The sequence below is a fragment of the Aneurinibacillus terranovensis DSM 18919 genome, from assembly GCF_000430625.1.
Classification (GTDB): Bacteria; Bacillota; Bacilli; order Aneurinibacillales; family Aneurinibacillaceae; genus Aneurinibacillus_B; species Aneurinibacillus_B terranovensis.
Genome location: NZ_AUMJ01000017.1, coordinates 71864 through 95695 on the forward strand (window position 1 = coordinate 71864; position 23832 = coordinate 95695).

Here is a 23832-nt window from a genome sequence, read left to right on the forward strand (position 1 = left end):
TTTGGAATAATATAAAAGAAGGGCACGATTCAATATGGTTGCATCGTGCCCTTCTTTATTTCCACAAGGATCCTATTTTAATTAATTCCTACGATTTTTTTAAATTCTTTGAGGCTTGTATACGGATAAACAGCATAGCGGTTAAGTTCAAACTTGGGGCTGCCCGGATATACTCTGCCTGCTCGGGTAGTAAAGGCTAAATGGAAGCCTTCTTCTTTTAAAATATTAATGGTATTTAGGTTATATTGTCCGTACGGATAAGCAAAATAAAGAGAATGAGTCAATTGCTTTACGGTGTGAATATCGTTTTTAACAGCTGCTAGCGGTTGTGCGACCATAAAACTTTCCTTACCAAGTAGGCGGTGGAAGTGATGGGCATGGGCTTCATAGGTAAATACGTCACTATTCTTAGGTAATTCAGACCAACTTACATGGTTTAAAATATCTGGATTAAACTTTTCCGGATTTTTTTTCATGGATCCTGTCATTAAAAACATGGCTGCTTTAAAGTGGTAGCGTCTGAGTACCGGAGATGCGTAAATAAAATCCGATAAGTAGCCATCATCGAATGTTAAAACCACTGTTTTTTTGGGTAGCTTAATCTTTCTATTCACATATTGTTCAAGTGTATTAAGATTTATCGTTTGATAGCCATTATCATGCAGGATTTTCATTTGTGCAGCAAATGCTTCAGGTGTAATTACGGCCGCATTGTTTCGAAATTTTTTATTTTCACTGGTTCTTAATATGTGATGATACATAAGAACAGGAACACCGGGAACTGATGAATCAATATTGCTTTTCTCATAAGGATGAATTGGAATAAAGGGTGTTTTATAGGAAACAGATTGAGTCTCGGATTTTTCATTTTCTTTAGTTACAGCCTGAACCAATTTACTACAAGCAGAAAGTATACCTACAATTAGTAGAGCAGCAAATAAAAGCCCTATTTTTTTCATTTTGTCTATCTCCATTTCTTAACTTGCGACTTTTCCCATGTGCGTCATACTAACAAATTAAAATTAAGGATTGATAAGAAATTGATTAAAGATCGTTATATATAGATTTTTTAATTGATTTACTGAGTCAAAACGTCTGAATAAAAAAAGCTACCCTCTTTAGAAGGTAGCTACAGTTTATTTTTGCTATCACTTGCTTTAAATTTTTTTATTGGCTGCTTCGATTACGATAAAAATATTTTTAAAATATTGTTCAATACGAATTACTTTAAATCCGGCCCTTTTCACTTGTTCAAGACTATCGCGGTTTAAATGGCAGCCATCACACAATTGCTTCCATATCGGGGTTAACCAGTCCTGCAGTCGACCCAGGAATGGATCACTCAATCTTACATGTTCAAAAAACAGTACAGTTCCATCTGATTTGCAGACCCGCCGGATTTCCGCTAATGCTTTTGAAGGATTTGGGATTGTACATAGAACTAGCGTACCTACGACAGTATCAAACGTATTATCCGGAAAAGGAAGAGCCTCCGCTCCGGCTAAAATAACTTCAATAGGGATTCGAACAGTTTTTGCTTTCTCTAAAGACTGTTCTCTCATTAAAGGCTCCGGTTCAATTGCGACAACCTTTTCGGCTTGTTCATAATAAGGAAAGTTAAATCCTGTTCCTGATCCAATTTCCAACACCTTCCCGGACGCTTTACGTATGAGATTTTTTCGAATGTCCCGTAGGCCTCTACGTTCTAACGGCTCCATTAGTGTATCGTAAAGTCGAGGAAACCATTTTCCCATCATTTTCACTCCACATTCATTTTTCCCGATATATTTTTTCTGCCATTACTGCAGCCAAGAAGGTAACAAGCCTAGAACTCTCCTTTCCGTACTGGGAAGGGTCATGAAACATCTTTTTCATATACCGTCATTTTAAGATGAGACAAAGAGTAAGGATAACACCTAATGTCTTTTTCATAAAGAATGGCTCCTCTTTTTTCCTATGTTTCCAAATCCAAAGAAAAGCTATTCGGGAGCATTATGAAAAGCAGCAGTATCTCCTAATTATTTTACTTATTACTTTCCACTTAAAAAGCCCCTTTTGCGGAAACAAAGGGGCTTTTTGCTACATTCCAGTATTCTCTTTTTACAAAGTACTCCCTGATTTTTTGACATCCACATATAAATCAAATTGAGCCGGGGAGCCACCGATGATATCAGCATAGCACGCATTTGAAATAGAAGGATCAAGAGCCAGCAGGTTGTTAACAGAGAAGCCTTCCCCTCTTCCTTTGGCAAATCCGAGCTCTTCATGCTGCGGCTTATTTAAATCAAAAGGCGTCCATTGATACGGCTGTGGCGGACGTGTGATTTTACCATTAATTATATACGAGCTTGCGCCATACTGGGTGTGTCCATAGTTGAAGGCCGCCCCAACAGTACCCGGTTTAATCATTTCTGTCACGAGCACTTCCCCTTCTACTTTGTAGTTAGGCGCTTGAATCGTTATCCTGTCACCTGTTTTTAGCCCTCTTCGCACAGCATCACGCGAATTCATCCAGAGGTAGTTTTCATTGCGTATTTCACGGAGCCAGGCATTGGACATATTTCGGTGCGTTCCCAGGTTACGGGATTTCCAGTTAATCATCTTAAGCGGAAATGTTTCCTTCATCGGGACTCCCTTATAGTCTACAGGTGCTGTAACGTCCGGAAGCCCATCAAAGAACTCCCCGTTCGCTGAATTTTTCATGCCGGCTACCTTATTTGCATAAAACTTAACCTGGTGCCCCCATTGATGTGTAAGATAATCACCGGTATATGCCTTATCAGAAGCTTCAAATCGGCCGCCGCGATTCATCACGAATACCACTTTGCGCCATTCTTCCGGCTTGACTGCTTTTTTCCATTCATCAATAACAAAGTATTTGCCAAGCGCATTTTTTCTTGCCTTTTCAAAAAGAGTCATCTCTTCCCGGGAAGCATCGGGAACGGGCTTTCCGTCAAATGCAATATTGGCAATGCGCTTCAGATAGAAATCTTCCGCTCGATGCAGGGAACCGCCGCCCACAAATGCTTTATCGCCCACACCAGGCCAATTCATTCGTTTGGCAATTTCAATATACACATCATCGATAGATTTAGCATCCGGGACAACGCGTGTTACCGGTTGTCCGACTGTGCTTACCTTCCACGGCAGATTCTCAAAAAGCCCTTCCCGGCCAAAGCGTTCCAGGTAGGATAAATCCGGAAGCACATAATCTGCGACTGCCGCGGTCTCACCCATGACAATGTCAGATACAACAAGAAGCGGAACGACCTTTTGGTCCTTTAACAGGCTTTCCTGAAGTTTTCCATTCGGGAAAGATAGCACAGGAGAGACCCGGCTGATAAACATCGCTTTAATCGGATAAGGATAGCCTTCTGCGGCACTCGGCAGTACATCATACGAAGCGGCACCGGCAGCAGGATACCAACGGCGTTTGGCAGGATAACCATCCTTTTTGAAATAGCTGCTCTTTTCGTATACCGATTTGTTTCGATCAATCGGAATGCCCCACGCTTTATTCGCTTTCGGCACGGATTGCAAATTGTAACGGCCGTCAAATTCTTTATACGCAGCTCCTCCCGTTAACGAGCCGCCTTTCCAATCAGCATTGCCAATCAAGTGGTTAAGCATATTAATGGCACGCACCGCTTGAAATCCGTTTGCATGCATAGCCGGCCCACGGTATGCCATAATGCTTGCTTTTTTTCCGTGCGAAGTGAATTCTCCGGCAAGCTCTGCAATTTGTTTTACGGGAACTGTGGATAGCTGCGAATACTGCTCCAGCGTTTTTCCCATTACACGCTTTTTAAACATCGTGAACACGGTTTGCACATGCTTACCTGCGACCATTCCTTCGAATTCCAGATCACCGACCATTGCTTTCTCAGACGGCTGGGCCGTACCGCTAACCATGACGACCGGTGCTTCCTCGTCTCCTAACCCCGCATCTTTCACTGTTAAGAGCGGTTTGCCCGGTGCATCTAAATTCACAAGGTACGTCGCATCGCTCCATGTCGGCTCTTTTGCCTGTTTGGCTGCGTTCATATTTGGCAGACGAAGATATTTCTCGTCATATCGCTTGTTTTCAATGATCCACCTGGCCATACCGAGTGCAAGCGCAGCATCCTGCCCTGGTTCAATCGGAATCCACATTGTCGCCTTTTCTGATGTTTTACTCATGCGCGGTTCAATTACCGCCATCTTCATGCCACGGGCGAGCGCATTCGTAATTTTAGGCGCAAGATACGTCGGAGACTTACTGGAAACCAGCGGGTCGGTACCCCACACAATCAGAAATTCAGTATTTTCAATATCAGATGCAAGACGTTTTTTAACCTTTTTGCCAACCACTTCATAGGACTGAGCATTCCCTACACCGGATGAAGCCCCGCAAACAGAACTATGGTCAAAAAAGTTTACGGTACCTGCCTGGCTGTTAAAAAAACGTGTCGCAAAATCTCTGCGATCTCCGCCAAAACCTACAATCTGATTCGCCTTTGGACCCGCATCAGGATGGTGCGTATCAATGAGCACATCCCGGTACTTTTTATCAAATTCAGCAAACTCCATTTGCTTATCCTGTACCTTTTTCCAGTCAGCCATTACCGTCTCCTTTGGCACGTATGCCCAAATGGATTGTAAGCCAGGGGTTCCCAGCTCTTTATTTCCTTCAATAATATCCTTAAAAACCTGTTCCCATGTTATGCTTTCCCAGCGGCCGCTGCCCCGCGAGCCCACTCTGCGAAGCGGAGTCCTGATTCGATACTGATCATATGCGGTTTGAATACCTGCCTGTCCTTTCAGGCAGGTGCGTCCTCCGCGGAAACCGCGCCCTTCTACTGCCATTTGCGCCGTAGTGAGCCCTGTGATGACTTTAGAGGGAGAAGTAAGATAAGACTGCTGCCCATATGGAATCGTATTGAGCGGACTGTACGAATTTCCCGCCATTTTACGAACAATGGAGCTATATGGCGCATTCGGATCGCCTGGTACCATTAGCGCACGGACTGTACAGCTGGAATTACACTGCTGGCATACGGTGTGGATTACATTTGTTGCGTCATATTCCTGGTCATCACCGCCAATTCCATGCGGCGTATCTTCCCACGTATCCGTCATTAACTGGCGGAAAGGACCGAAAAAAGAAGGAACGACAAGGCCAATTCCGACAAGAGCTGAAGCTTTTTTAATAAAATCACGCCGTGACATATTTTTTTCACTCATGATGCATACCCCCATCTTCCGTATCATACTGGTCTATCGGAAGAATTTTTTCACCCAGCGTATATAAGATTAAGCACATAGCAATCAATCCAAAACTTGTCACCCATTCTGATATTGTCGGGAAATATTCACCGGCCGGAAGTCCATTTAATACAGGCACGATAAAAATAGGAAGAACCATATCGAAGCGCACACCCACTACGCCTATAATTGTCATAACAGAGGCAGCCAATATCCAGGAAACAGATTGCCTTGTCTTTTTGTAAAAGAGAATGGCGAGCGGAAAAATCATGGCAAGCCCCATCTGGAAAATCCAGAATGTCCACCAGTGAGAGCTGCCGGCAAGTACATGGACAGTGTCCATCTCTTCGCTTTTTAACCCGTACCAGCCAATTAAAAATTCGTACCATTCAAGCGCTAATTCAATCGCAAGAAACATGGAGAGCAGAGAACCAAGCGAATGAACCATTTTTTCATCGTTTTTGCGCTTCACGGCTTTATTTTTTATCACATAAATAGCGATAGAAAGCGCCGTTCCCGATACAAGAGCAGAAAGGATAAAGACGATCGGGAAAATGCCTGTGTTAAGAAACGGACGGGCTTTTACTACAGCGAAGATCGAGCCTGTTCCTCCGTGAACCCCGAATACAGCCAATGGAATACCTAGAATACCAAGTACCTGCAACCGTTTTCTATCTTTGAACAGCGCCCCTTCAGAAATATCTTTGTAGCCAAAGGTTAAGAGACGGTAGAACTTCGCCAATTTACCCGGACTGATTGAACCTTTTACGAGATCCGAACGCATGGAAAAATAAAGTTCAGTTACAAGCAGCAGAATGTATAAAATATAGAAATGAATTTCCCAGGCCATTGTACTTGTTACATTCCAGTAAATAATGGCGTTAAATACATGGTCAATGCGGCCAATATCCAGAGAAATAAACGCAATCGCTGTAATCATGCACACAATCGCTGAAAGAAGTGCCGATCTGCCAATTCGCTCATACTGGTGCATTCCGAATCCATAGATTAACGTTGATAGAAGGAAAGACCCTGCGCTCATTCCAATGAAGTAAATATAGAACGCTACCCAGGCTCCCCATGGGACAACATTGGTCAGATTCGTAGACGTCATACCTTCCAGAAAATATCCTTTAATAATTGATACGATACCAACAGCAAATACAATGAGTAAGGCGGTCCACCAGATTTTTTCCATCCTTTGGGCTCGAAGCGGGGACATCCCCGAGTTTTGTTCCAAACCATGCAGTTTCATCTATTTCTCACTCCCTCTTCCGAGATAACACGCCGTTAACGCAAATAAATTACACGCGGTTCTGTTCCCATTTCTTCTTTTAAACGGAAAGCACGCGGGCTGGCCGCAAGCTTGGAAACGACACTGTTCGGGTCATTTAAATCTCCAAAATAACGTGCATCCCCGATACAGGTTTCCACACATGCCGGTTCTTCCCCACGCTCCAGGCGATGCATGCAGAACGTGCATTTGCGGACAGTATCAATCGGAACGTCCCCTTTTTTACGAGGTCCGCGATTTTTCCCATAATCGGCTCCCTGAACCTCGTCATAGCCCATCATTTCCTGTTCGTAGCTCAAACCAAAATCATAAGAGCGCGCACCATACGGGCAGGCCACTTGGCAGTACCGGCAGCCAATGCATCGGTCACCATCGATAGCTACAATGCCGTTATCAAGCTTATAGGAAGCACGGACAGGACAAACCTGAACACAGGGAGGCTTGTCACACTGCATGCATGGCCGTGGAATATTTATGTTTTTCACATTTGGAAACGTTCCTGTTGTTTCTTCAATCACTACGTTATAAGAGACACCCGGCGGCGTCCGATTCTCAGCCTTGCATGAAACGGTACACGTATCACAGCCTACGCACTTGGCAAGGTCAATCACCATCGCCCATTTCTTGCCTCCAAAAGCATTGTTCTTACGATCTTGTTCCTGGTTGCGTCTTTTTTCTTCTTCCGCAAGCTGTGTAAATTCAACTCCAAACTCTTTTTTGACATGGTCTTTGTATAATTCATGATAGTGTGCACTCGTCATTAATCCTTTTGATACCTTTTGGGCGTCTTTTGCCATTAAAATCCCCAGGTTCGTGCCAAAGTCCACTTTATCTAAAATTTCACGCGCATCCGGAAGAGTCGCGTTAATAAGCTGGTTCCATACATTATCGATTTTCATGAAGTTTCACCTCTTTATACATCTCGTCTATTTGGTTAATTTTTTCGCTTCTTCGCTAATCTCTTTAAGTTCAGGAGTATCCTCCATCAACTCACGTGTCCCTTTTTTAAACTCTTTTAACGTCTGTCCGAAAGCTCTTCCAACCTGTGGAAGCTTGCTTGGTCCAAAGACAATTAACGCAATGATTAAAATCATAATGAGACCTGGAACACCAATATTCTGCAGCATTTCTCTACACTTCCTTTGTGTTTTTTTTCACATATATATCCCTAGCAATAACCGTGCCAAGTTTAGTGAATAGGTCATCAGATCAATAAAGAAAGGCATGCTTTCATTTTCTTAGATCTGCCTGTATCTGACTTTTTGGCAGAGTAGGACAAAATATAAATAAAAACCTTTGACAAAATGGCATAAAAAAGAGAGGGTGGTTTGTCTGCCATCCTCTCTTTTTTAATCCTTATTGTTTTAATTCATATTCTTCAATTTTTCGGTATAAATTTCTCACACTAATGCCTAATTGCTCCGCTGCCCGTGTCTTATTCCAGTTCACCATATGCAGCACACGTTCAATATGATGCTTCTCCATTTCTTTAAGAGAGTAGGAAGATTCCTGGCCGCTTTCATCCAATCTTATTTCTCTGACCTGTACTATCTCCGGTGCCTGACTGCTAACATCCCACCTTACTTTCCCCAGAAATAAATCCTTTACATGAATCGTGGTTCCCGGAGATAAAATAATCGCCCTTTCAATAATATGGGCAAGCTCCCGTACATTGCCGGGATATTGATAAACCATAAGAGCCTGCTTTGTTTCCTCCGCTAAAACTTTCGGACCCATATGACGCGTTAATTTTTGCAGGAAGAAATGAGCCAGCGGCAAGATGTCCTGTCTGCGCTCCCGCAGCGGCGGAATGGTTAGATCTACAACATTTAGCCGATAGTACAAATCCGCACGAAATTCTCCGTCCACTACCTTTTGTTCGATATTAACATTGGTAGCAGCAATAATTCTAACATTTACCCGCCGCAGTGTATTGCTGCCTACACGGCGGAATTCACCGGACTCAAGAAATCGCAGCAATTTAACCTGAAGAGGATAAGGCATATCCCCGATTTCATCCATGAAAAGCGTTCCTGTATCTGCAAGCTCTACAAGCCCCTTTTTTTGCGAAACCGCTCCGGTAAAAGCGCCTTTCTCATGGCCGAACAGCTCGCTCTCCAGCATCATTTCAGCAATCGCACCCATATTTATCGGGATAAACGGCTGATTTTTCCGCGTGCTGTTTTCAAAAATATAGCGGGCCATTAAATCTTTACCGGTTCCGCTCTCCCCGGTTAAAAGAATAGGAGAATCGGTTCTCGCGACTCGTTCTGCTGCCAAAATAAGCTCTTTCATAACCGCGCTTTCGGCAATGACACTTGTACGTTCCTCTTGAATAGGCGCTTCTTCCATGTTTGAATGGTCCTCCGTCTCCGGCGACTCTGCTTTGTTAAATGCATTCTGTATGATGATTTCCAAATCCTTCAAATTATACGGCTTGGTTATATAATCAAAAGCTCCGTATTTCATCGCCTCGATTGCCGTCTCTATTGTGCCGTGTCCGGTTAGCACAATCACTTCCGCTGAAAAAGGCTTTTGCTTATAAATTTCAAGAAAAGCCATGCCGTCCATATCGGGCATTTTTAAATCAAGCAGAATGAGATCGATTGTTTGGCGATTCAGGCATTCCAGTGCTTCAAGGCCATTGCCGGCTTCTTCAACACGGTACCCTTTTCGCGTAAGGCGGGATGAAAGCAATTGGCGAAATTTCGGTTCATCATCGACTATAAGGATGTTTCTCTCAGAATGCATGCGCTTCTCCTCCATTACTTTTCGGCAGTCTGATTTCTACAGTCGTTCCGGATCCCGGCTGGCTGCTAAGTTGAATGCTTCCACCGAAACGCTTTACAATTCCGTAGCAAATCGACAAGCCCAGCCCTGTCCCTTTTCCCGGTGGTTTTGTTGTAAAGAAAGGGTCAAAGATTCGCGGTAAATCCGCTGCGGCAATCCCGGTGCCATTATCTTTAACTTCCACAACGATTTCATCATCGGACAGATTGCGTGTTTGAATCCAGATGGTTCCGTTTCCGTTAACTGCATCTACCGCATTTTTTAATAAATTAAGCAGCACTTGCTGGATTTCCCCTCCCGGAACGTGAACAATCGGTGAGTCTGCCTCAAATTGTTTATTTACATTCACCTGTTCTTTTTTCACTTCATGCTGCAGCAATACCAGTGTATTATCAATGGTCTGATGAATATCAACCGATTCGCTGTTTGATGACGACTGCCGGGAAAAGTTTAAAATCTGGGACGTAATATTTTTACATCGCATCACCTGTTCGGACATTGTATCGAGGTATCTCTCAATCTCACCGTCTGCTGCCAGATCAACCAGATTTTCCTCCTGCGTACGATCTTTTAAATCTTCCGCATAAATCGAAAGGATACCCAGCGGATTGTTTATTTCATGGGCAATGCCGGAAGCCAGCAGTCCAATGGCGGCAAGCTTATCAGCCTGAACCATGGTCATTTCCATTTTTCGTTTTTCTGTGACATCCTCAATAACTTCCAAATACGGTGAGCGCTCCTTTTCCGGAGATATCTTAAAAATCTGGTGACGATAAAAGCGTTTATCCCCGTTTTTATCTGTCCTGCTGCTTATTCTTTCACGTTCATCACCGGTCGCCATCTGCCGGACTATGACTGAGCATTCTTTGCATACATCACAATTTTCTCTCTCTGCATCTGCGCATAAATCACCTATATAACCATACTTTTCCCCATACCATTCTTCCATTTTCCCGTTTGTCCAGCTTACATGGAAGTTTTCATCTATTAATACAAGACCCATTCCCATTCCACTCACAACTAAATCAAGCCTCTTTTTTTCCTCAATTACTTCTTCTGTACGCTCTTTCAATTTTTCCGCCATTTCATTCATAGAGTTTGCCAGACTGCCGATTTCATCATTGGCCTTTACTTCAATCCGGGTAGCGAGATCTCCATTGGTAATACGCTGAATTCCCCGTTCGATTTTTTCAATTGGCCGGCTGAAAATATGGGCAAATACAATACTGATGATGAAAACAAGCAACGCTATCAATAAAGTGAAAAGAAGAAGATTCGCCTGCAGCTGTTTAAAAGAAGCAAACGCCACATCAACGGGCTGCTCAAGAACAATAAGCCAATCGGTACTTGGCACACGCTGCACATACCCGATAACAGGCTGGCCTTCCTTCGTGTTATACATTTGATAAACAGGCTGCGCGGCATTCAACGGAATCGTACGAAACTGTTCATAAACCCCACTGCTATCTATGACAGAAGAAAAGCCTGATTGGACGATTGGTTTCCCATTTTGATCCATTACATACAGTGAAGAAGCATTATGCCGGGCACGGCTGATCAGTACATCAAATAACTGTCCCAGATTAATCTCTACAAGAATGCCCCCCGTTCTCCCAGAAGCCCCGTATCTTGGAATAGCCAGGCTTACCACCATTTTTCCATTCTTGTTCATCATTACAGGACTAATGTAGGTTTTTCCAAGACGCGTATTGGCTAGAAGCTCATTGTTCTTTATTATCCCTAAATCCTGAGAAGTCACCAAAGACCAGCGATCGACTTTAAATCGTTCTTTCCCCCTTTCATCATACCTCGTTACATTTTCCGCATACGGAATGTTTTTCAAAAAAGAGCTAAATAAATAGTACTCATCCTCCTCATCCCCAGTCGGACTATAGGATGCCATCGAATCACGCAGTACATTCATTGTCTGAAACGTATGAGAGACAATCGTCTCTAGTTGATTTACACCATCTTCGACAAATAGCTTATTCGTTGTATTAATCGAATCTGTTAGCTTTTGCTTGCTAATGTAGATATTTACCGTTCCTAACAGAAAAAAAGGCACAATTGACATCAGCAAACCAAAGATTAGAATTTTCGTTCGTATACGGACAAATCGATTCAGCATGCGCTTTATCATTTCTGTTCCTCTCCGGACGAACCATAAACAAACGTCCGCTGTTGTTCATTTAATACAAGGCCTATTTCATGTATCGCCGCCTGGTTAACAGACAGTTTAATTTGATTAGGCGTTTCTACTCTAACAACTGTATCATGGTGCCCACTCAACATTCGCGCCGTGAGGGAGGCTGCCTGTCTCCCCTGCTCCACAAACGATATCCCGTAGGCGGCAAACAGTCCATGCTGTACCTGTTCGGGATAAGAACCCATCACAAACAATCTTTTTTCTTTTAAGATGGGTAAGCTTCTCGTAATTGCGTCTTCAAGCAAATAGCCAGGAAGCGGAAGCAATGCGCTGTATTGACCCGGTTGTATATGCATGAGCAAATCGCGAAGTTCTTCATTGGATGAAACCTTTTTGATTTCAATATTTAATCCGAGACGTGAAGCTGAGGCTGATGCCTTTTGGATTGCAGTCTCAGTAAGCAGAGCTTTAGTATCGCCAATGACGAGCAATGTTTTGGGGTGAGAAATAATATGGATAAGCACTTCCATCCGTTTTCCAATCAATTTTAGCTGTCCGTTATCAATTCCCGTAACTTCTCCCGTATGCACATCCTGCATCATTCCCCATTCAGCAGGTGATGCGATACCTATGAATACAATCGGAATGTTCCGGCTTTGTCCCCGGACCATTTCTGTTTCTCTTGCTCCAGTCGTCACAATAAGATCCGGCTTTTGCTTTATTAAATTCCCAACGAGCTCCTGCTCCTTATTTGAATCGGCCTTTTTAAGATCAGCCATTACGTATTGAATATTCTCTCCTTCGTGCCAGCCAAGCTCTTCCATACCCGACATAAAGCCGGTTACTTTATCAAAACGCCCTTCATTCGCGATAATAATGCCGACTTTATACACCTTCTCCTTAGAAGATTGATTAAAAAAAAGAAAGAAACCTAGAATACAAATAAATGCTAAACAAGCTATGAACGCTCCCTTATAGCGGGTAATCATCTCCACATGCCCAGCCCCCCCTCCTCCATAATACAGAACAAGCCAAAAAAAGAGCAATGAATTGTTCATCGCTCGAAATATCCTCTCTCTATCATAGTTAACGACAGTTCACGAATATAAGCAGGTGTAGTCCCCGCAACTAGGAAGAGCAAATATAAATAAGCGGGTATAAAACCCGCTTACATAAAGTGAGAAATTCGATTTTATTATCCGATCGCTTTAATGATGGTGATTTAAGTTGTTACCATCACTGCTGTGATTATGACCTGAATGGTTGTGCCCGAAAATATGCATCAGCGGACAAAGCAGAAATCCTGCGTATAGAAGCAGTGTCCATTTCCCAAGAGCGATACTTACGATCACACCTGCTATCACTAAAAGGATCACGAGACGTTTGACTGACATAACAATCCCTCCCCCATCCCCAAATAGTCAATCCATCCCAGATAGGTTATTTGATTATTCTTTAATCCCCGCTTTATCCACTCCGGCCGGCGTTTTATATCCGTCGTAGTGGACTACCGTAGCCATCCCTGTACTTGCATGGTGCAGGTCGTGACAGTGGAACATCCAATCGCCCGGGTTATCAGCCTTAAAGGCTATTTCATATGTTTCATTTGGTTTCACATTTAGTGTATCTTTGATGATCGGAGAACCTTTTAACGGAACACCGTTTTTAGAAAGAACAATAAACGAGTGACCGTGTAAGTGCATCGGGTGATTTGCCTGCCCTTTGTTTTCAAATGTTACTTTTACCCAATCATTTTTCTTTACATTTAACGGTTCAGTATTTGGAAAAGACTTGCCGTTAATGGTATACTTCATCCCCATATCCGAACTTTGATCCATCACATCCTGAAATACCATTTTATATTCATCGTTGAATTTTTTAGGGATTGATATTTGTCCTTTTCCGTAAGTGGTAATATCGAATAACTGGGAATTCACTTTATCACTTTGAACAACCTGGTTACTGTCTTGATTCTTAATCAAAATTTTTATATCTTTCGCAGCCGGCCGCTGTGTTCGATCCGAGATGACAAAGCCGGTTGAAGGTACTGTAAATTCAACATCATATCGTTCACCGGGAGCAACTGGCAATAATTTGTTTTTTACTTCTCCGGGTTGTTGTATATCCTGCCCGTCTGTAGCAACCACTTTGTAGGCGATATTTCCAAAATCCATGAGACGAAGTTGATAGCCGGCGTTAATAAAGCGCAGTCTGACTTTATCGCCTGTTTTTACCTGTAGGGGTTCAATTAACGAACCTGATTTTCCGTTAACAGTAAACAAATTATAGGAAGCCATATGGTCCATATTCATCATGCTTCCCATTTGTTTCTGTGACATGTTCTGCATGCTGTCATTGGACATGCCCTGCATGTTACCGTTTGACATGTTTCCCATATTGTCATGAGACATATTCTGCATTTGAGAATGGTCCATGCCACTCATAGATTGGTCGTTCTTTGCAGTGCCTGTTTCCCATTCATCTAGCATGACTGTATAGTCTTTACTTACTTTCGGTTCATCTTTCTTTTCTACGATAAAGGCTCCATACAACCCTTTGTCAATCTGGTTCACACTATCGACGTGGGAATGGTACCAGTACGTTCCAGGAATTGTTGCTTTGAAATCATAAGTGAAAGATTGTCCCGGTTTAATTGAGTTTTGTGAGAGTCCGGGAACACCATCCATTTGTGTAGGTACAGGGTATCCATGCCAGTGGATTGTGACATTTTTCTGCAATTCATTTTTTAAATGAACAACAACTTCCTGGCCCTGTTTGACACGAATCTCCTTGCCTGGTACTGTACCACCATACGTCCAAACAGTCATCTTCACACCTTTTGCCAACTCCTGCTGGGTTTCTTTGGCCACCAGGTTTACAACAACCTTATTTCCTTCATCTTTAATACTTGCTAATGATTTTGCGGACTCTGTTGCTGCCGGTTTATCATTCGAAGCTTTGGCAGGTACGGATTCGGCTTTCGTTCCACATGCCGCTAAGAATAAACTACCTGCGAAAACGGAAGCTACCAGTAGGCTTTTTTTCTTCACTTTCCCCTCATCCTTTCTTTAACAATTCTCTATTTATCATGCTCTATTTCTTTTATAGCAAAAGGTTGTGAAGAAACATTGAAGGTTAGTAAAAGACACAATTTTGCTAAAAATACACGTGTACCTACATTTTTTATTCGGCGGTTTTGACCAAATATCTTTATAGTGAACCCCTGGTTAAATAATGAATAACATAAGGGTAAAAAAGTGGAGGTAGCGATATGCATACACCAAAAATTTTTGCTCCTAATTCTTATTTTGCTTCGTCAGAAATTATTGAAGGAGGCCGACGATTCTATATAACCGCCGAACAGGTAAACCAACAATTGGTAAGGGATATCACGATACATGCATGGGGATTTAACGGTACTACTCCAGGACCTGTTCTGGTTGTATATGAGGGAGAAAGAATTCAAATCGTTTTATATAACAAGTTACCTGAATCGACAAGTATTCACTGGCACGGACTTATTGTGCGTAACAATGTTGACGGAGTTCCCGAAATTGGTTCAGGTGTATCAGTTGGACCTGGAGAGTATTATGTATACGATTTCATTATCCAACAAACTGGGACTTTTATGTATCACGCACATGCTAATGATGCGAAACAAGAGATGATGGGCTTAGCAGGAATGCTAATTTCTTTACCTCATCACGAAAGCATGGTAGATCGGGAATATGTGCTTTTACTGCAGGAATGGAGCGTTCAGACGGGAACCACGATGCAAGATATGATGTCCAAAAATAACAGAGAACAAGCATCAGAAAAGATTTATTCTATTGATCCAATGAGCATGGACTTTAATTACTTCACCATAAACGGCAAGGCTTTTCCTGATACCCAAACAATGCATGTGAGATATGAGGAAAGAATTCGATTTAGAATAGGTAATCTAAGCATGAATTCTCATCCTATGCACCTACACGGTCATGTGTTTAATGTTACTGCTACAGATGGGTCCCCTCTACCAGTGCCTTATCATAAAACAACCATTAATGTCGCGCCCGGAGAAACATATGATATTGAGTTTTTAGCGAATAATCCAGGTATATGGGCATTTCACTGTCATAAACCTCACCATATCACGAATGAACATAAAACAAAAATGGGTGGAATGTTTACTACTGTTCGATACGTTTAAATTTAAAACCCCAATCTAACAGATTGGGGTTCAGAATGCCGATAGCAGCTTTTTGTCTTCTCCTTCCATTACTTTTTAGCAGGAGCGCTGTTTGATTCTTTGTTTACCTCATCCATAACCTTTTTGCAGCTTTGAATCATTTCTTTTCCCTGTGGACCATTCATTATTTGCTTCATCATCTGTGCCATATCCTGCCCGGTCGCTTGATTCATCATCTGATTCATGTTCTGCCCGGTCATTTGGCTCATATCATATCCCATATGGCTGCTGCTTTGCACTGTGGGAGTAGAAGCGTTTGAAGCGAAAACGTTCGGAAGAGTCAGCCCGCCAATCACAACACCGGCAATCAAAGAGGGTACGATATAAAATAGTTTTTGTTTTAACATAACTTTCTTCTCCTTTCTTAATCTTTCTTACACTTTTATCATCGTTGAAAGGTATGAAGAATCCTTGATGTTTATATGGACAAATGATGACAAAATTAAAATATAAACCGCAAAACCATCATGGAAAGAATTCCCGTCACCACCGTTCCCAACAGGCTGCGTGTTATGATAGCGACTGCAAAAGTTGGTAATGCCGCTACCAATTCAATATTATTTTGAAAAGCTGAAGATTTCCCACCCGACATTAACAACTCTTGCCCTACCAAAGCGGCCATAACAGCAATTGGAACATGTTTCAGCCAGCGCATCCCCCAATCAGGTAATTCTATACGGCTGAAAACCATAAGAGGAAGAACTCTTGGGATGAACGTTACAATAGACGAACCTACAATAACAAAGAGGATATACCATCTTATCTCCATTTTTCCATCACCATTCCTATCGTTGAACCTAAAATGGTAGCTACAATGACTCCTACACTCCCAGATGCAACCAAGCTCGTTGTCACAACAATGATTACAGCGCTTACCCCAACAACTATATCTACTACAATCTTTTTCCGGCTTGCCATCTGAAGAACCAGGAGTCCAATAAACATGGCTGGTAAAGCGAAATCGAGGCCAAATGCTTTAGGATTTTTAATCCATTGTCCTAAATAGGCCCCTGCAATATTTGCTGCGATCCAGTTTAAGTATGCCGTTATATTTAGACCAAACATCCATTTCTCACTGGCAGCTTTCTTGTTTGTTACCTTATTTATTGCAACACCAAATGTCTCATCTGTTAGCAGGCAGCCTACAAACATATTTTTCAGTGGAGAAAGATGCCGGAAATAGGGAGATAGAGCTGCACTAAGCAAAAAATGACGAAGATTAACAAAAAAAATCGTAAAAATAATAGCCGGAACCGGGCTGGTTGCCGCAATCATTCCAGCAGCAATAAATTGAGCTGAACCGGCATAGAGAAGAATACTGATAAGGGCGATTTCCGCTATGCTTAGCCCCGCGGTCTTCTCAACAACACCAGCGGCAAATCCAATACTTAAATAACCCAATAACGTAGGAACACAATCCTTCACCCCTTGTAAGAAACTTTCTTCTTCTATTACAGCGACGTGTGTTTCAATCTGAATGTTCTCTTGCGCCATTTTATCCTCCCCATCTTTCTCTTTTTCTTATTTTTTGGTTTAAAATTGTCCAATATCTCAGTACGTGACCTTTCATAAAATGGGCGTCATTAATTTGGATAATGAATAACAAGGAAACATTTAACCGTATCCGTGTTTGAATTTCGATAGATATGGGGTCTGCCTGCTTGAAAATGAATGGCACTGTCCTGCTTAACTACATAGGTTTCATATTCTATTAAGACCTCTAACGTACCCTCACAAACCATGATATATTCTTCTACACCTGCATGATGCGCCTCTGATTCATGGCTGCACCCCGGTTCAAGAACAATAGAGAAAATTTCAAACTGCTTTTTCGGTTCGAATGGAAAAAAAGGATATACGCGATATTTCCCATCGTTCTCTAAAATGGGAGCAATGTTGTCTGCGGAAATAACGGTGATAGATGGGGCTTCTTCTTCAATTAGGGAGGAGAAGGATACATGCAGTCCATTTGCAATCTTCCAAAGAGTCGTTACGGTTGGGTTCGACTCGCCCCGTTCAATTTGCCCTAACATCGCTTTGCTTACCCCTGTGATTTCTGCAACTTTATCTAAACTAAGATTTCTCTCTTTGCGTATTCGATTTAAGTTCTTACCGATATTAAGATTGATTCGATGCATATCATCCTCCGGAAACATTCGGATCATTGTACGTTATACTATCCATATGTATATTATAAAATACATGATACATTGTTTCATAGCGGATGTCTATGAGCGGGAGAATAAGAAATCCTCACGGGGAATTTATCGACTGAAATGTAAAACATATTTGACATCGAGACAGTTAACATGATACATTTTAAATGTAAAACATGTTTTACATTTAAAATGTCAGAGGGGTATTATGGAAAATCGGATTAAATCCTTACGTAAAGAAAAAAAGATGTCTCAAGAGGAACTTGCCAATGCTTGTGATGTATCTCGTCAAACGATTAACGCTATAGAAAATAACAAGTATGATCCTAGCCTAGCCTTGGCCTTTCAAATTGCATCGATTTTATGTGTACCCATAGATGAACTGTTTATTTATAGAAAGTGAAAATACTTGATAAAGGAGGAGTATACATGACACAAAAGCGTCTAGGTTCTAAATTCTATATTTCTTTAGGTTTGGGAATCGTTTTACTCTACATGGTGGGTTCTGCCATCATGAACGTTATCAGCGGAAAACCGGTAACCACCAGTGATCTAATTAGTATCGCTACCCTACTAATGTTCTTTATGAGATTTATTACGTGGGGAATGGATCGGAAGGCTGAAATGGATGAAATGGGGAGACGGATCAATTATCAGAGTGCCAAAATTAGTTATTTTCTTTTAATCGTCATTCTTTTTATCCTATGGATCATGGATAGACTTGTCTTTGTTAGAAAAGATGATTTAGGAAACATGACTTTATTTTTTGCCTTGTGCATTTCCCTTGTTCTTTTACCTACAGTAGAGTTTTTCCTTTCGAGGCGCTACAAATAACGGGTATTCGGATAAGCGTGTTAATTATTTAACAGTTTTTTTTGATACTACAACACTATCCCGGAGAACAAAAAGCAAAATAAATTGATCAAAAAGAGAGGCTGTTCCCGTTCGTTACTTCGACGTTTGGGACAGCCTCTATATGAAACTACCGCTCGTTGAATTGCATGGTCGGGGTCAAGCCCCTTTGCTTAAATGATCCAATTGCTCCAATTCTCCTGTCTCCGACTCCGTTCATCGAGCCAGTTACAAGTCAGCGAAAACAGCTGCTGTTGGCTCTGGTGGGATGAAAAGATATGGTCGGCGTCAGAAATCACTTCCTTATCACACTGACCATCGGACCTCTGCCAGAAAATACGCTGGTAAAGAAAACAATAATCTACCGGGATATCATCGTCGTCTGTTCCATGAACAATAAATATGTCTCCAGAAACAAAGTTGTATTTCATCAGAGGGTGGTATTCCGTTAATGAATGGAAAATATAATCAAGCACTATTCTACATCTGACGCAGCGAACCATCGACAGCTCTCTATTCTATTAATATGCTATATGAACATTATGCTTTTTCAATCAGATCATTCGTGATGAGCACTTCCAAATGCATCGTTTTCCGCTCACCGTTAAAGTCAACCTCTACTAGATCTTTCTCTATATTGCGGATAATTCCCCTGCCGTATTCCTTATGAATAGTTTCATCACTTTTTTGTATTCTTTCATTTGTTTCTTAATATCTAAAATATCCATAATAAACCCTCCAGGTTAAAAAATGGCTTACTCTGTTTTACCAAATCCCTTTGAGCAGAAAACAAGAGGCCACCTTTCTCGCACGTTAGGCAAAAAAATTTACCCCGATTTGATACTCCCACGCGAAATGAGGATAAGAGCGACGATAAGAAACAGTAATCCGATAAATCTGTACGTGTTGAACGGGATCTTCGGACCATTAAACCATCCAAAGTGGTCAATCAACATACTCATTATAATTTGACCGCAAATAACGGACACAACCGAGGCGCCTACCCCTATTTTCGGCACAACCATAGCTAAAACGGCAATATATGTAGCGCCAATCAACCCACCGAGCAGCTTCCATTTAGGAACGGTAAACAATTCAATCACATTTCCTTTACCAAAGAAAAGTACAGCAATTAACAGGGCAATAGTTCCCACAAAAAAAGATACGAAAGCGGCTTCTATCGTTCCAATGGCTCGGCCTAATCTGCCGTTTATCGCAGCTTGAACGCTTAACCCAACACCGGAAACTACCGTTAATAGAGTGAATAAAAATTTCATCATGCGTGATAACCCCTTTCCTCTCCCCTTTATTTATCGAATGTTATTAAATAGATGATATATTACAAAACAATGTGCGAAATCGTAAATAACCCCCTTGCTTTCGTACAAAGAGCAAGGGGTACTGCGCGTTTTTTATGTTTACTTTTTACGCTTTCGGTAAGATTCAGAAATGGCCTTTCTGCGTTCCTGGCGCAGTTGTTTTGCTTTTTCCAGCCGCTGTTTTTTCTTATACCCGGGTTTAACAGCTTCCTTTTTAGCGTGGGCACGGCCTGGAGACGGCTTTTCCTTAGCAGACGCCGCTTGTGTTCGTTCACTGCTTTCAGCCTTTTGAGTAATATCTCTTTCTTCAACGATTTTCCTACCTGCCCGCTCCCTGAGCTTCCGCTGCCGGGGTGAGCGTTTTGCCCCACCAAGAAATTTTTCTTCTGCGCCTCCGCTGATCGCTTTAGAAATACGATTAAAAATCATTTTCTGGCGCGGGGATACGAGAGAAATGGCTTCCCCCTGCTGTCCGGCACGGCCGGTGCGGCCCACACGGTGGATGTAGCTTTCTACGTCTGAGGGCATATCGTAATTAAAAACATGGGTAATCCCCTCTACGTCAAGCCCGCGAGCTGCAATATCGGTGGCTACAAGATACTGAAACTTTGCCTGGCGGAATTGATCCATAATCTGTTCACGCTTTTTTTGGCTTAAATCACCATGCAACGCCTGAGCATCCAGTCCGTTCATTTGCAGCTGGCGAACGAGTTCGTTGACCCGCTGCTTAGTATTAGCAAAAATAACAGCAAGGTAAGGGCGTGCTTCCTTAATAAGCCGCAGCAGCACGTCCACCTTGTCACTCTGGTTAACGACGTAATAGGATTCTTTTGTGTTAACCGCCGTAATCTGTTTCTTTTCAATCCGAATGATCTGCGGCTGATTCATAAAACGATGCGCGAGTTTGCGAACATCGTCGGGAATGGTCGCAGAAAACAAAAGAACCTGTTTCTTCTGGGCGGTCTGGATGAAAACTTCCTCCACCTCTTGAAGAAAGCCCATCTCCAGCATTTTATCCGCCTCATCCAGCACAAGGGTTTTGATGCGTCCAAAATGCAAAGTCTCACGGCGCAGGTGGTCTAAAATTCGGCCCGGTGTTCCCACCACAATATGAATGCTGCCGGTCAGCTTGTTAATCTGCCGCATAATATCCTGTCCCCCATGCAGAGACAGCACATTTATATTCATATGCTTACCAAGCTCCTTAATATCTTCGGTAATCTGGATCGCCAGTTCACGTGTCGGCGTCATAATTAAGCCCTGTATGTCTTTCTTTTCGGGTTCGATTGTTTGGAGCAGCGGAATAACAAACGCTGCAGTTTTTCCGGTTCCCGTCTGTGCCTGCCCAATAAGGTCTTTTCCTTCAAGAGCAAGCGGGATGGCCTCCTGTTGAATCGGTGTCGGTTTTTTATAATACAAATCAGCAATTCCCCGCATAATTTCAGGTTTTAAGTTAAATTCATTAAAAGAATTCATTTCTTTCTTCCTTTCTCAGTGCATAAAAAAGCACACTATTTGTATTGTACCCGAATTATGGCAGTTCTACCATAAAGAAAAGGAAAAGAATTCACCTTATCAATTGAATTTAACTTTGTATAACTATGATTTAAGTTTACAAATAGTTTGAATTCTATTATTATATGAATAGAAAGTAACATATCTTTTTAGAGCTACGATACTAGCAAACTCATTGAAAGATGGGGACGCAAAGCCACGGGTCTAAGGTTGGATAAACTAGGACGGCCGGGCTGCCGAATAGCCTGGTTATTATATAACCTGAACCCAAAGGCTATTCCCCATGAGGAATAGCCTTATTTATTATCAATAAATCAAAATCATATAAAACAAATATACTTCTATGGGAGGCTGGTTAGCTTGATGTATTACTGTATTAATTGTCAAATGCTTCACGAAAAATCTTCATCTGTGAGAATTTTCCTCACCGGATTTATGACCTTACCGAGCCACGAGAAATTCCCTTTAGGCATGTGCCAGTGTGAATCAAACCACGCCGCATTGAAAGCGGTTTCCAATGGATAGAAGGGATACATGTAAAAACAAAAACACCGGCACAAAGTTTCCTCATTTGTGCCGGTGTTTATTATTTTCGGAAAAGATTAGTGATTTAGTATGCCCTGGCGTTCCGTGTCAGCTGCTTCTAATGCGTCCACATTCACTTCCTCATAACGCTTCATCAACACATAACGTATACTGTCCAGCAACGCTTCCCAGCTTGCCTGGATCACGTTCGCGGACACGCCAACGGTACTCCAGCTGTCTTTTCCATCCGTTGACTCGATTAACACCCGAACTTTGGAAGCTGTCGCATCTTGCTCACTGAGCACACGTACTTTATAATCGGCCAAATACATTTCACGGATAGCGGGGAAGAATGACTCCAGCGCTTTACGAAGGGCATTATCAAGCGCGTTAACCGGCCCGTTTCCTTCCGCTACGGTATGAACAATTTGTCCCTGAACACGGAGCTTAACGGTTGCTTCTGTTCTCGTCTCTGTCTCCCCGATCTGCTCCATGAGGATTTTGAAAGACTCTACCGTAAAAATTTCTACATATTCGTTAAGTCCCTGGCGCAGCAGCAGTTCAAAAGATGCCTCCGCCCCTTCATATTGATATCCCTGGTGTTCCAGTTCTTTAATCTTCTGAATAATATTCTTGCTTCTTGGATTGTTCTTATCCAGCTCTATGTCTAACTGCTTCGCTTTAAACAGAACGTTACTCTGTCCGGCAAGCTCGGATACAAGCACCCGACGGTGATTTCCCACCACTTCCGGCTGAATATGTTCGTATGTCTCCGGAGCCTTTAAAATCGCGCTGACATGCATCCCACCTTTATGGGCAAATGAGCTTATGCCAACGAACGGTTGAGAGTTTGGCGGCACGATATTTGCCATTTCATACACATAACGGGATGTATTGGTCAGCTGCTTTAACTGGGCTTCCGTTACACATAAATACCCCATTTTTAATTGCAGATTAGGTATGACGGACACCAGGTTCGCGTTTCCGCAGCGCTCCCCAAACCCGTTTATCGTTCCCTGAACCTGGGTAGCTCCCGCCGTTACCGCAGAAAGCGAATTCGCTACGGCAAGTTCACTATCATTGTGGCAGTGTATTCCAATAGGTGTCGCCAGTTCCCGGCAAACCCTCGTCACGATTTGTAAAATATCGCTGGGTAAGGAGCCACCGTTCGTATCGCATAAGGTTATCCAATCCGCTCCTGCTTCGGAGGCCTTCTGAATCGTGGCAAACGCATACTCGGGATTATTTTTGTAACCGTCGAAGAAATGTTCCGCATCGTAAATGACTTCCAGTCCGTTCTGTTTTAAAAAACGCACGGAATCGTAAATCATATCCAAATTTTCTTCTAATGTGGTACCAAGAGCTTCGGTCACGTGAAAATCCCAGCTCTTCCCGAAGATTGCTACGGCTTTTACCCCACTCTCAATAATCATCCGGAGATTCTCGTCGGCTTCAGCCGTAATGCCGAATCGCCGTGTGCTGCCAAACGCCGTGATTTTGGCGTGTGTAAGTGAAAGTTCCTTCGCCCGCATAAAAAATTCCATATCTTTCGGATTACTTCCAGGCCAACCGCCTTCAATATAATGGACACCAATGGAGTCTAATTTTTTAGCGATTTTAAGCTTGTCGTCTACCGATAAGCTAACTCCTTCCCCCTGCGTTCCATCACGAAGCGTTGTATCGTATATGCATATTTGCGTCCTCATGTTCGCAACCCCTCCGCTTTTCAATCTCTCGTTCTCCAATTTATATTATTCAGA

The 23832-nt window shown here is 42.5% G+C and carries 23 protein-coding genes and 1 riboswitch; of the genes, 4 read left to right on the forward strand and 19 right to left on the reverse strand.

What is annotated here, in order from left to right; translation table 11 throughout:
* Window positions 1-77: 77 nt before the first annotated feature.
* From H525_RS22765 to H525_RS0104150, 11 genes are all read right to left on the reverse strand, one after another.
* Window positions 78-974 (reverse strand): polysaccharide deacetylase family protein, encoded by an 897-nt coding sequence (locus H525_RS22765; protein ID WP_081413217.1) that lies wholly within the window; start codon window positions 972-974, stop codon window positions 78-80.
* A gap of 183 nt (window positions 975-1157) precedes the next feature.
* Window positions 1158-1757: a class I SAM-dependent methyltransferase gene (locus H525_RS0104105; RefSeq protein WP_342664268.1), complete on the reverse strand. Its 600-nt coding sequence runs from the start codon at window positions 1755-1757 to the stop codon at window positions 1158-1160.
* Window positions 1758-2100: 343 nt separating this feature from the next.
* On the reverse strand, window positions 2101-5223 hold the full coding sequence (locus H525_RS0104110; protein WP_027415147.1) for a molybdopterin-dependent oxidoreductase: 3123 nt from the start codon (window positions 5221-5223) through the stop codon (window positions 2101-2103).
* Window positions 5216-6442: an NrfD/PsrC family molybdoenzyme membrane anchor subunit gene (gene nrfD, locus H525_RS0104115; protein WP_425387646.1), complete on the reverse strand. Its 1227-nt coding sequence runs from the start codon at window positions 6440-6442 to the stop codon at window positions 5216-5218. The genes H525_RS0104110 and nrfD overlap by 8 nt, the downstream gene beginning before the upstream one ends.
* Before the next feature lie 92 nt (window positions 6443-6534).
* Entirely contained in the window at window positions 6535-7437 is a 903-nt protein-coding gene (locus H525_RS0104120) for a 4Fe-4S dicluster domain-containing protein (RefSeq protein ID WP_027415149.1), read from the reverse strand.
* 27 nt (window positions 7438-7464) lie between these two features.
* Complete coding sequence (gene tatA, locus H525_RS0104125; protein ID WP_027415150.1) at window positions 7465-7665, reverse strand: twin-arginine translocase TatA/TatE family subunit; 201 nt, start codon at window positions 7663-7665, stop codon at window positions 7465-7467.
* Window positions 7666-7894: 229 nt separating this feature from the next.
* A complete protein-coding gene (locus tag H525_RS0104130) occupies window positions 7895-9289 on the reverse strand; it encodes a sigma-54-dependent transcriptional regulator (RefSeq protein WP_027415151.1) in 1395 nt (464 codons plus the stop codon).
* A complete protein-coding gene (locus H525_RS0104135) occupies window positions 9279-11468 on the reverse strand; it encodes a PAS domain-containing sensor histidine kinase (RefSeq protein ID WP_027415152.1) in 2190 nt (729 codons plus the stop codon). Before H525_RS0104135 ends, H525_RS0104130 begins: the two co-directional genes overlap by 11 nt.
* Entirely contained in the window at window positions 11465-12463 is a 999-nt protein-coding gene (locus tag H525_RS22770; protein ID WP_245590398.1) for an ABC transporter substrate binding protein, read from the reverse strand. The genes H525_RS0104135 and H525_RS22770 overlap by 4 nt, the downstream gene beginning before the upstream one ends.
* Before the next feature lie 219 nt (window positions 12464-12682).
* Entirely contained in the window at window positions 12683-12868 is a 186-nt protein-coding gene (locus tag H525_RS22775) for a DUF2933 domain-containing protein (RefSeq protein WP_035099888.1), read from the reverse strand.
* Between the two features lie 54 nt (window positions 12869-12922).
* Complete coding sequence (locus H525_RS0104150; protein WP_027415153.1) at window positions 12923-14524, reverse strand: multicopper oxidase family protein; 1602 nt, start codon at window positions 14522-14524, stop codon at window positions 12923-12925.
* Between the two features lie 221 nt (window positions 14525-14745).
* Here H525_RS0104150 and H525_RS0104155 point away from each other — a divergent pair, with 221 nt between their 5' ends.
* Window positions 14746-15666 carry a multicopper oxidase family protein gene (locus H525_RS0104155; protein ID WP_027415154.1) on the forward strand — a complete coding sequence of 307 codons (921 nt, stop codon included), beginning with the start codon at window positions 14746-14748 and terminating at the stop codon, window positions 15664-15666.
* Between the two features lie 68 nt (window positions 15667-15734).
* On the opposite strand, the gene H525_RS0104160 is transcribed toward H525_RS0104155, so the two are convergent.
* The 4 genes from H525_RS0104160 to H525_RS0104175 all read right to left on the reverse strand — a co-directional run bounded on the left by H525_RS0104160 (window position 15735) and on the right by H525_RS0104175 (window position 17843).
* Window positions 15735-16052, reverse strand: coding sequence for a hypothetical protein (locus tag H525_RS0104160; protein ID WP_027415155.1), 318 nt, complete (start codon window positions 16050-16052; stop codon window positions 15735-15737).
* A 95-nt stretch (window positions 16053-16147) separates the two neighbouring features.
* Window positions 16148-16474, reverse strand: a complete 327-nt coding sequence (locus tag H525_RS0104165) for an AzlD domain-containing protein (protein ID WP_027415156.1) — start codon at window positions 16472-16474, stop codon at window positions 16148-16150.
* Window positions 16465-17199: an AzlC family ABC transporter permease gene (locus H525_RS0104170; protein WP_027415157.1), complete on the reverse strand. Its 735-nt coding sequence runs from the start codon at window positions 17197-17199 to the stop codon at window positions 16465-16467. The genes H525_RS0104165 and H525_RS0104170 overlap by 10 nt, the downstream gene beginning before the upstream one ends.
* 89 nt (window positions 17200-17288) lie before the next feature.
* Window positions 17289-17843: a helix-turn-helix domain-containing protein gene (locus H525_RS0104175; protein WP_027415158.1), complete on the reverse strand. Its 555-nt coding sequence runs from the start codon at window positions 17841-17843 to the stop codon at window positions 17289-17291.
* A 226-nt stretch (window positions 17844-18069) separates the two neighbouring features.
* Between H525_RS0104175 and H525_RS0104180 the strand changes: the two genes are divergently transcribed.
* Together H525_RS0104180 and H525_RS25345 are read left to right on the forward strand one after the other, a co-directional pair.
* Entirely contained in the window at window positions 18070-18264 is a 195-nt protein-coding gene (locus tag H525_RS0104180) for a helix-turn-helix transcriptional regulator (protein WP_027415159.1), read from the forward strand.
* A gap of 26 nt (window positions 18265-18290) precedes the next feature.
* The gene (locus H525_RS25345) at window positions 18291-18695 is read left to right on the forward strand and encodes a hypothetical protein (RefSeq protein ID WP_051330792.1); all 405 of its coding nucleotides are present in this window, start codon (window positions 18291-18293) and stop codon (window positions 18693-18695) included.
* A gap of 191 nt (window positions 18696-18886) precedes the next feature.
* Here the strand turns inward: H525_RS25345 and H525_RS26960 are convergent, their stop codons facing one another.
* The 3 genes from H525_RS26960 to H525_RS22785 form a co-directional block, all read right to left on the reverse strand.
* Entirely contained in the window at window positions 18887-19189 is a 303-nt protein-coding gene (locus H525_RS26960; protein WP_155837125.1) for a prolyl oligopeptidase family serine peptidase, read from the reverse strand.
* A gap of 351 nt (window positions 19190-19540) precedes the next feature.
* Entirely contained in the window at window positions 19541-19993 is a 453-nt protein-coding gene (locus tag H525_RS0104200) for a DMT family transporter (RefSeq protein ID WP_245590396.1), read from the reverse strand.
* A 138-nt stretch (window positions 19994-20131) separates the two neighbouring features.
* Window positions 20132-21508 carry a DEAD/DEAH box helicase gene (locus H525_RS22785; protein ID WP_051330793.1) on the reverse strand — a complete coding sequence of 459 codons (1377 nt, stop codon included), beginning with the start codon at window positions 21506-21508 and terminating at the stop codon, window positions 20132-20134.
* A 194-nt stretch (window positions 21509-21702) separates the two neighbouring features.
* A riboswitch (cyclic di-GMP riboswitch) is annotated at window positions 21703-21788 on the forward strand.
* A 122-nt stretch (window positions 21789-21910) separates the two neighbouring features.
* On the opposite strand from H525_RS22785, the gene H525_RS29305 reads away from it, so the two are divergent.
* On the forward strand, window positions 21911-22072 hold the full coding sequence (locus H525_RS29305; protein WP_425387648.1) for a DUF3973 domain-containing protein: 162 nt from the start codon (window positions 21911-21913) through the stop codon (window positions 22070-22072).
* Window positions 22073-22149: 77 nt separating this feature from the next.
* Here the strand turns inward: H525_RS29305 and cimA are convergent, their stop codons facing one another.
* Complete coding sequence (cimA, locus tag H525_RS0104210) at window positions 22150-23778, reverse strand: citramalate synthase (protein WP_027415161.1); 1629 nt, start codon at window positions 23776-23778, stop codon at window positions 22150-22152.
* Window positions 23779-23832: the final 54 nt, after the last annotated feature.

Excerpts from the sequence above, each read along its gene's own strand:
- H525_RS22765 (WP_081413217.1), bottom strand. The coding sequence starts at position 974 with ATGGAGATAGACAAAATGAAAAAAATAGGGCTTTTATTTGCTGCTCTA.
- H525_RS22775 (WP_035099888.1), bottom strand. The coding sequence starts at position 12,868 with ATGTCAGTCAAACGTCTCGTGATCCTTTTAGTGATAGCAGGTGTGATC.
- H525_RS0104135 (WP_027415152.1), bottom strand. The coding sequence starts at position 11,468 with ATGATAAAGCGCATGCTGAATCGATTTGTCCGTATACGAACGAAAATT.
- H525_RS0104155 (WP_027415154.1), top strand. The coding sequence starts at position 14,746 with ATGCATACACCAAAAATTTTTGCTCCTAATTCTTATTTTGCTTCGTCA.
- H525_RS0104165 (WP_027415156.1), bottom strand. The coding sequence starts at position 16,474 with ATGGAGATAAGATGGTATATCCTCTTTGTTATTGTAGGTTCGTCTATT.
- cimA (WP_027415161.1), bottom strand. The coding sequence starts at position 23,778 with ATGAGGACGCAAATATGCATATACGATACAACGCTTCGTGATGGAACG.
- H525_RS22770 (WP_245590398.1), bottom strand. The coding sequence starts at position 12,463 with ATGATTACCCGCTATAAGGGAGCGTTCATAGCTTGTTTAGCATTTATT.
- H525_RS0104160 (WP_027415155.1), bottom strand. The coding sequence starts at position 16,052 with ATGTTAAAACAAAAACTATTTTATATCGTACCCTCTTTGATTGCCGGT.
- H525_RS22785 (WP_051330793.1), bottom strand. The coding sequence starts at position 21,508 with ATGAATTCTTTTAATGAATTTAACTTAAAACCTGAAATTATGCGGGGA.
- H525_RS0104180 (WP_027415159.1), top strand. The coding sequence starts at position 18,070 with ATGGAAAATCGGATTAAATCCTTACGTAAAGAAAAAAAGATGTCTCAA.
- H525_RS0104170 (WP_027415157.1), bottom strand. The coding sequence starts at position 17,199 with ATGGCGCAAGAGAACATTCAGATTGAAACACACGTCGCTGTAATAGAA.
- H525_RS0104175 (WP_027415158.1), bottom strand. The coding sequence starts at position 17,843 with ATGCATCGAATCAATCTTAATATCGGTAAGAACTTAAATCGAATACGC.
- tatA (WP_027415150.1), bottom strand. The coding sequence starts at position 7,665 with ATGCTGCAGAATATTGGTGTTCCAGGTCTCATTATGATTTTAATCATT.
- H525_RS0104130 (WP_027415151.1), bottom strand. The coding sequence starts at position 9,289 with ATGCATTCTGAGAGAAACATCCTTATAGTCGATGATGAACCGAAATTT.
- H525_RS0104120 (WP_027415149.1), bottom strand. The coding sequence starts at position 7,437 with ATGAAAATCGATAATGTATGGAACCAGCTTATTAACGCGACTCTTCCG.
- H525_RS29305 (WP_425387648.1), top strand. The coding sequence starts at position 21,911 with ATGTATTACTGTATTAATTGTCAAATGCTTCACGAAAAATCTTCATCT.
- H525_RS0104200 (WP_245590396.1), bottom strand. The coding sequence starts at position 19,993 with ATGATGAAATTTTTATTCACTCTATTAACGGTAGTTTCCGGTGTTGGG.
- H525_RS0104110 (WP_027415147.1), bottom strand. The coding sequence starts at position 5,223 with ATGAGTGAAAAAAATATGTCACGGCGTGATTTTATTAAAAAAGCTTCA.
- nrfD (WP_425387646.1), bottom strand. The coding sequence starts at position 6,442 with ATGGAAAAAATCTGGTGGACCGCCTTACTCATTGTATTTGCTGTTGGT.
- H525_RS25345 (WP_051330792.1), top strand. The coding sequence starts at position 18,291 with ATGACACAAAAGCGTCTAGGTTCTAAATTCTATATTTCTTTAGGTTTG.
- H525_RS0104105 (WP_342664268.1), bottom strand. The coding sequence starts at position 1,757 with ATGATGGGAAAATGGTTTCCTCGACTTTACGATACACTAATGGAGCCG.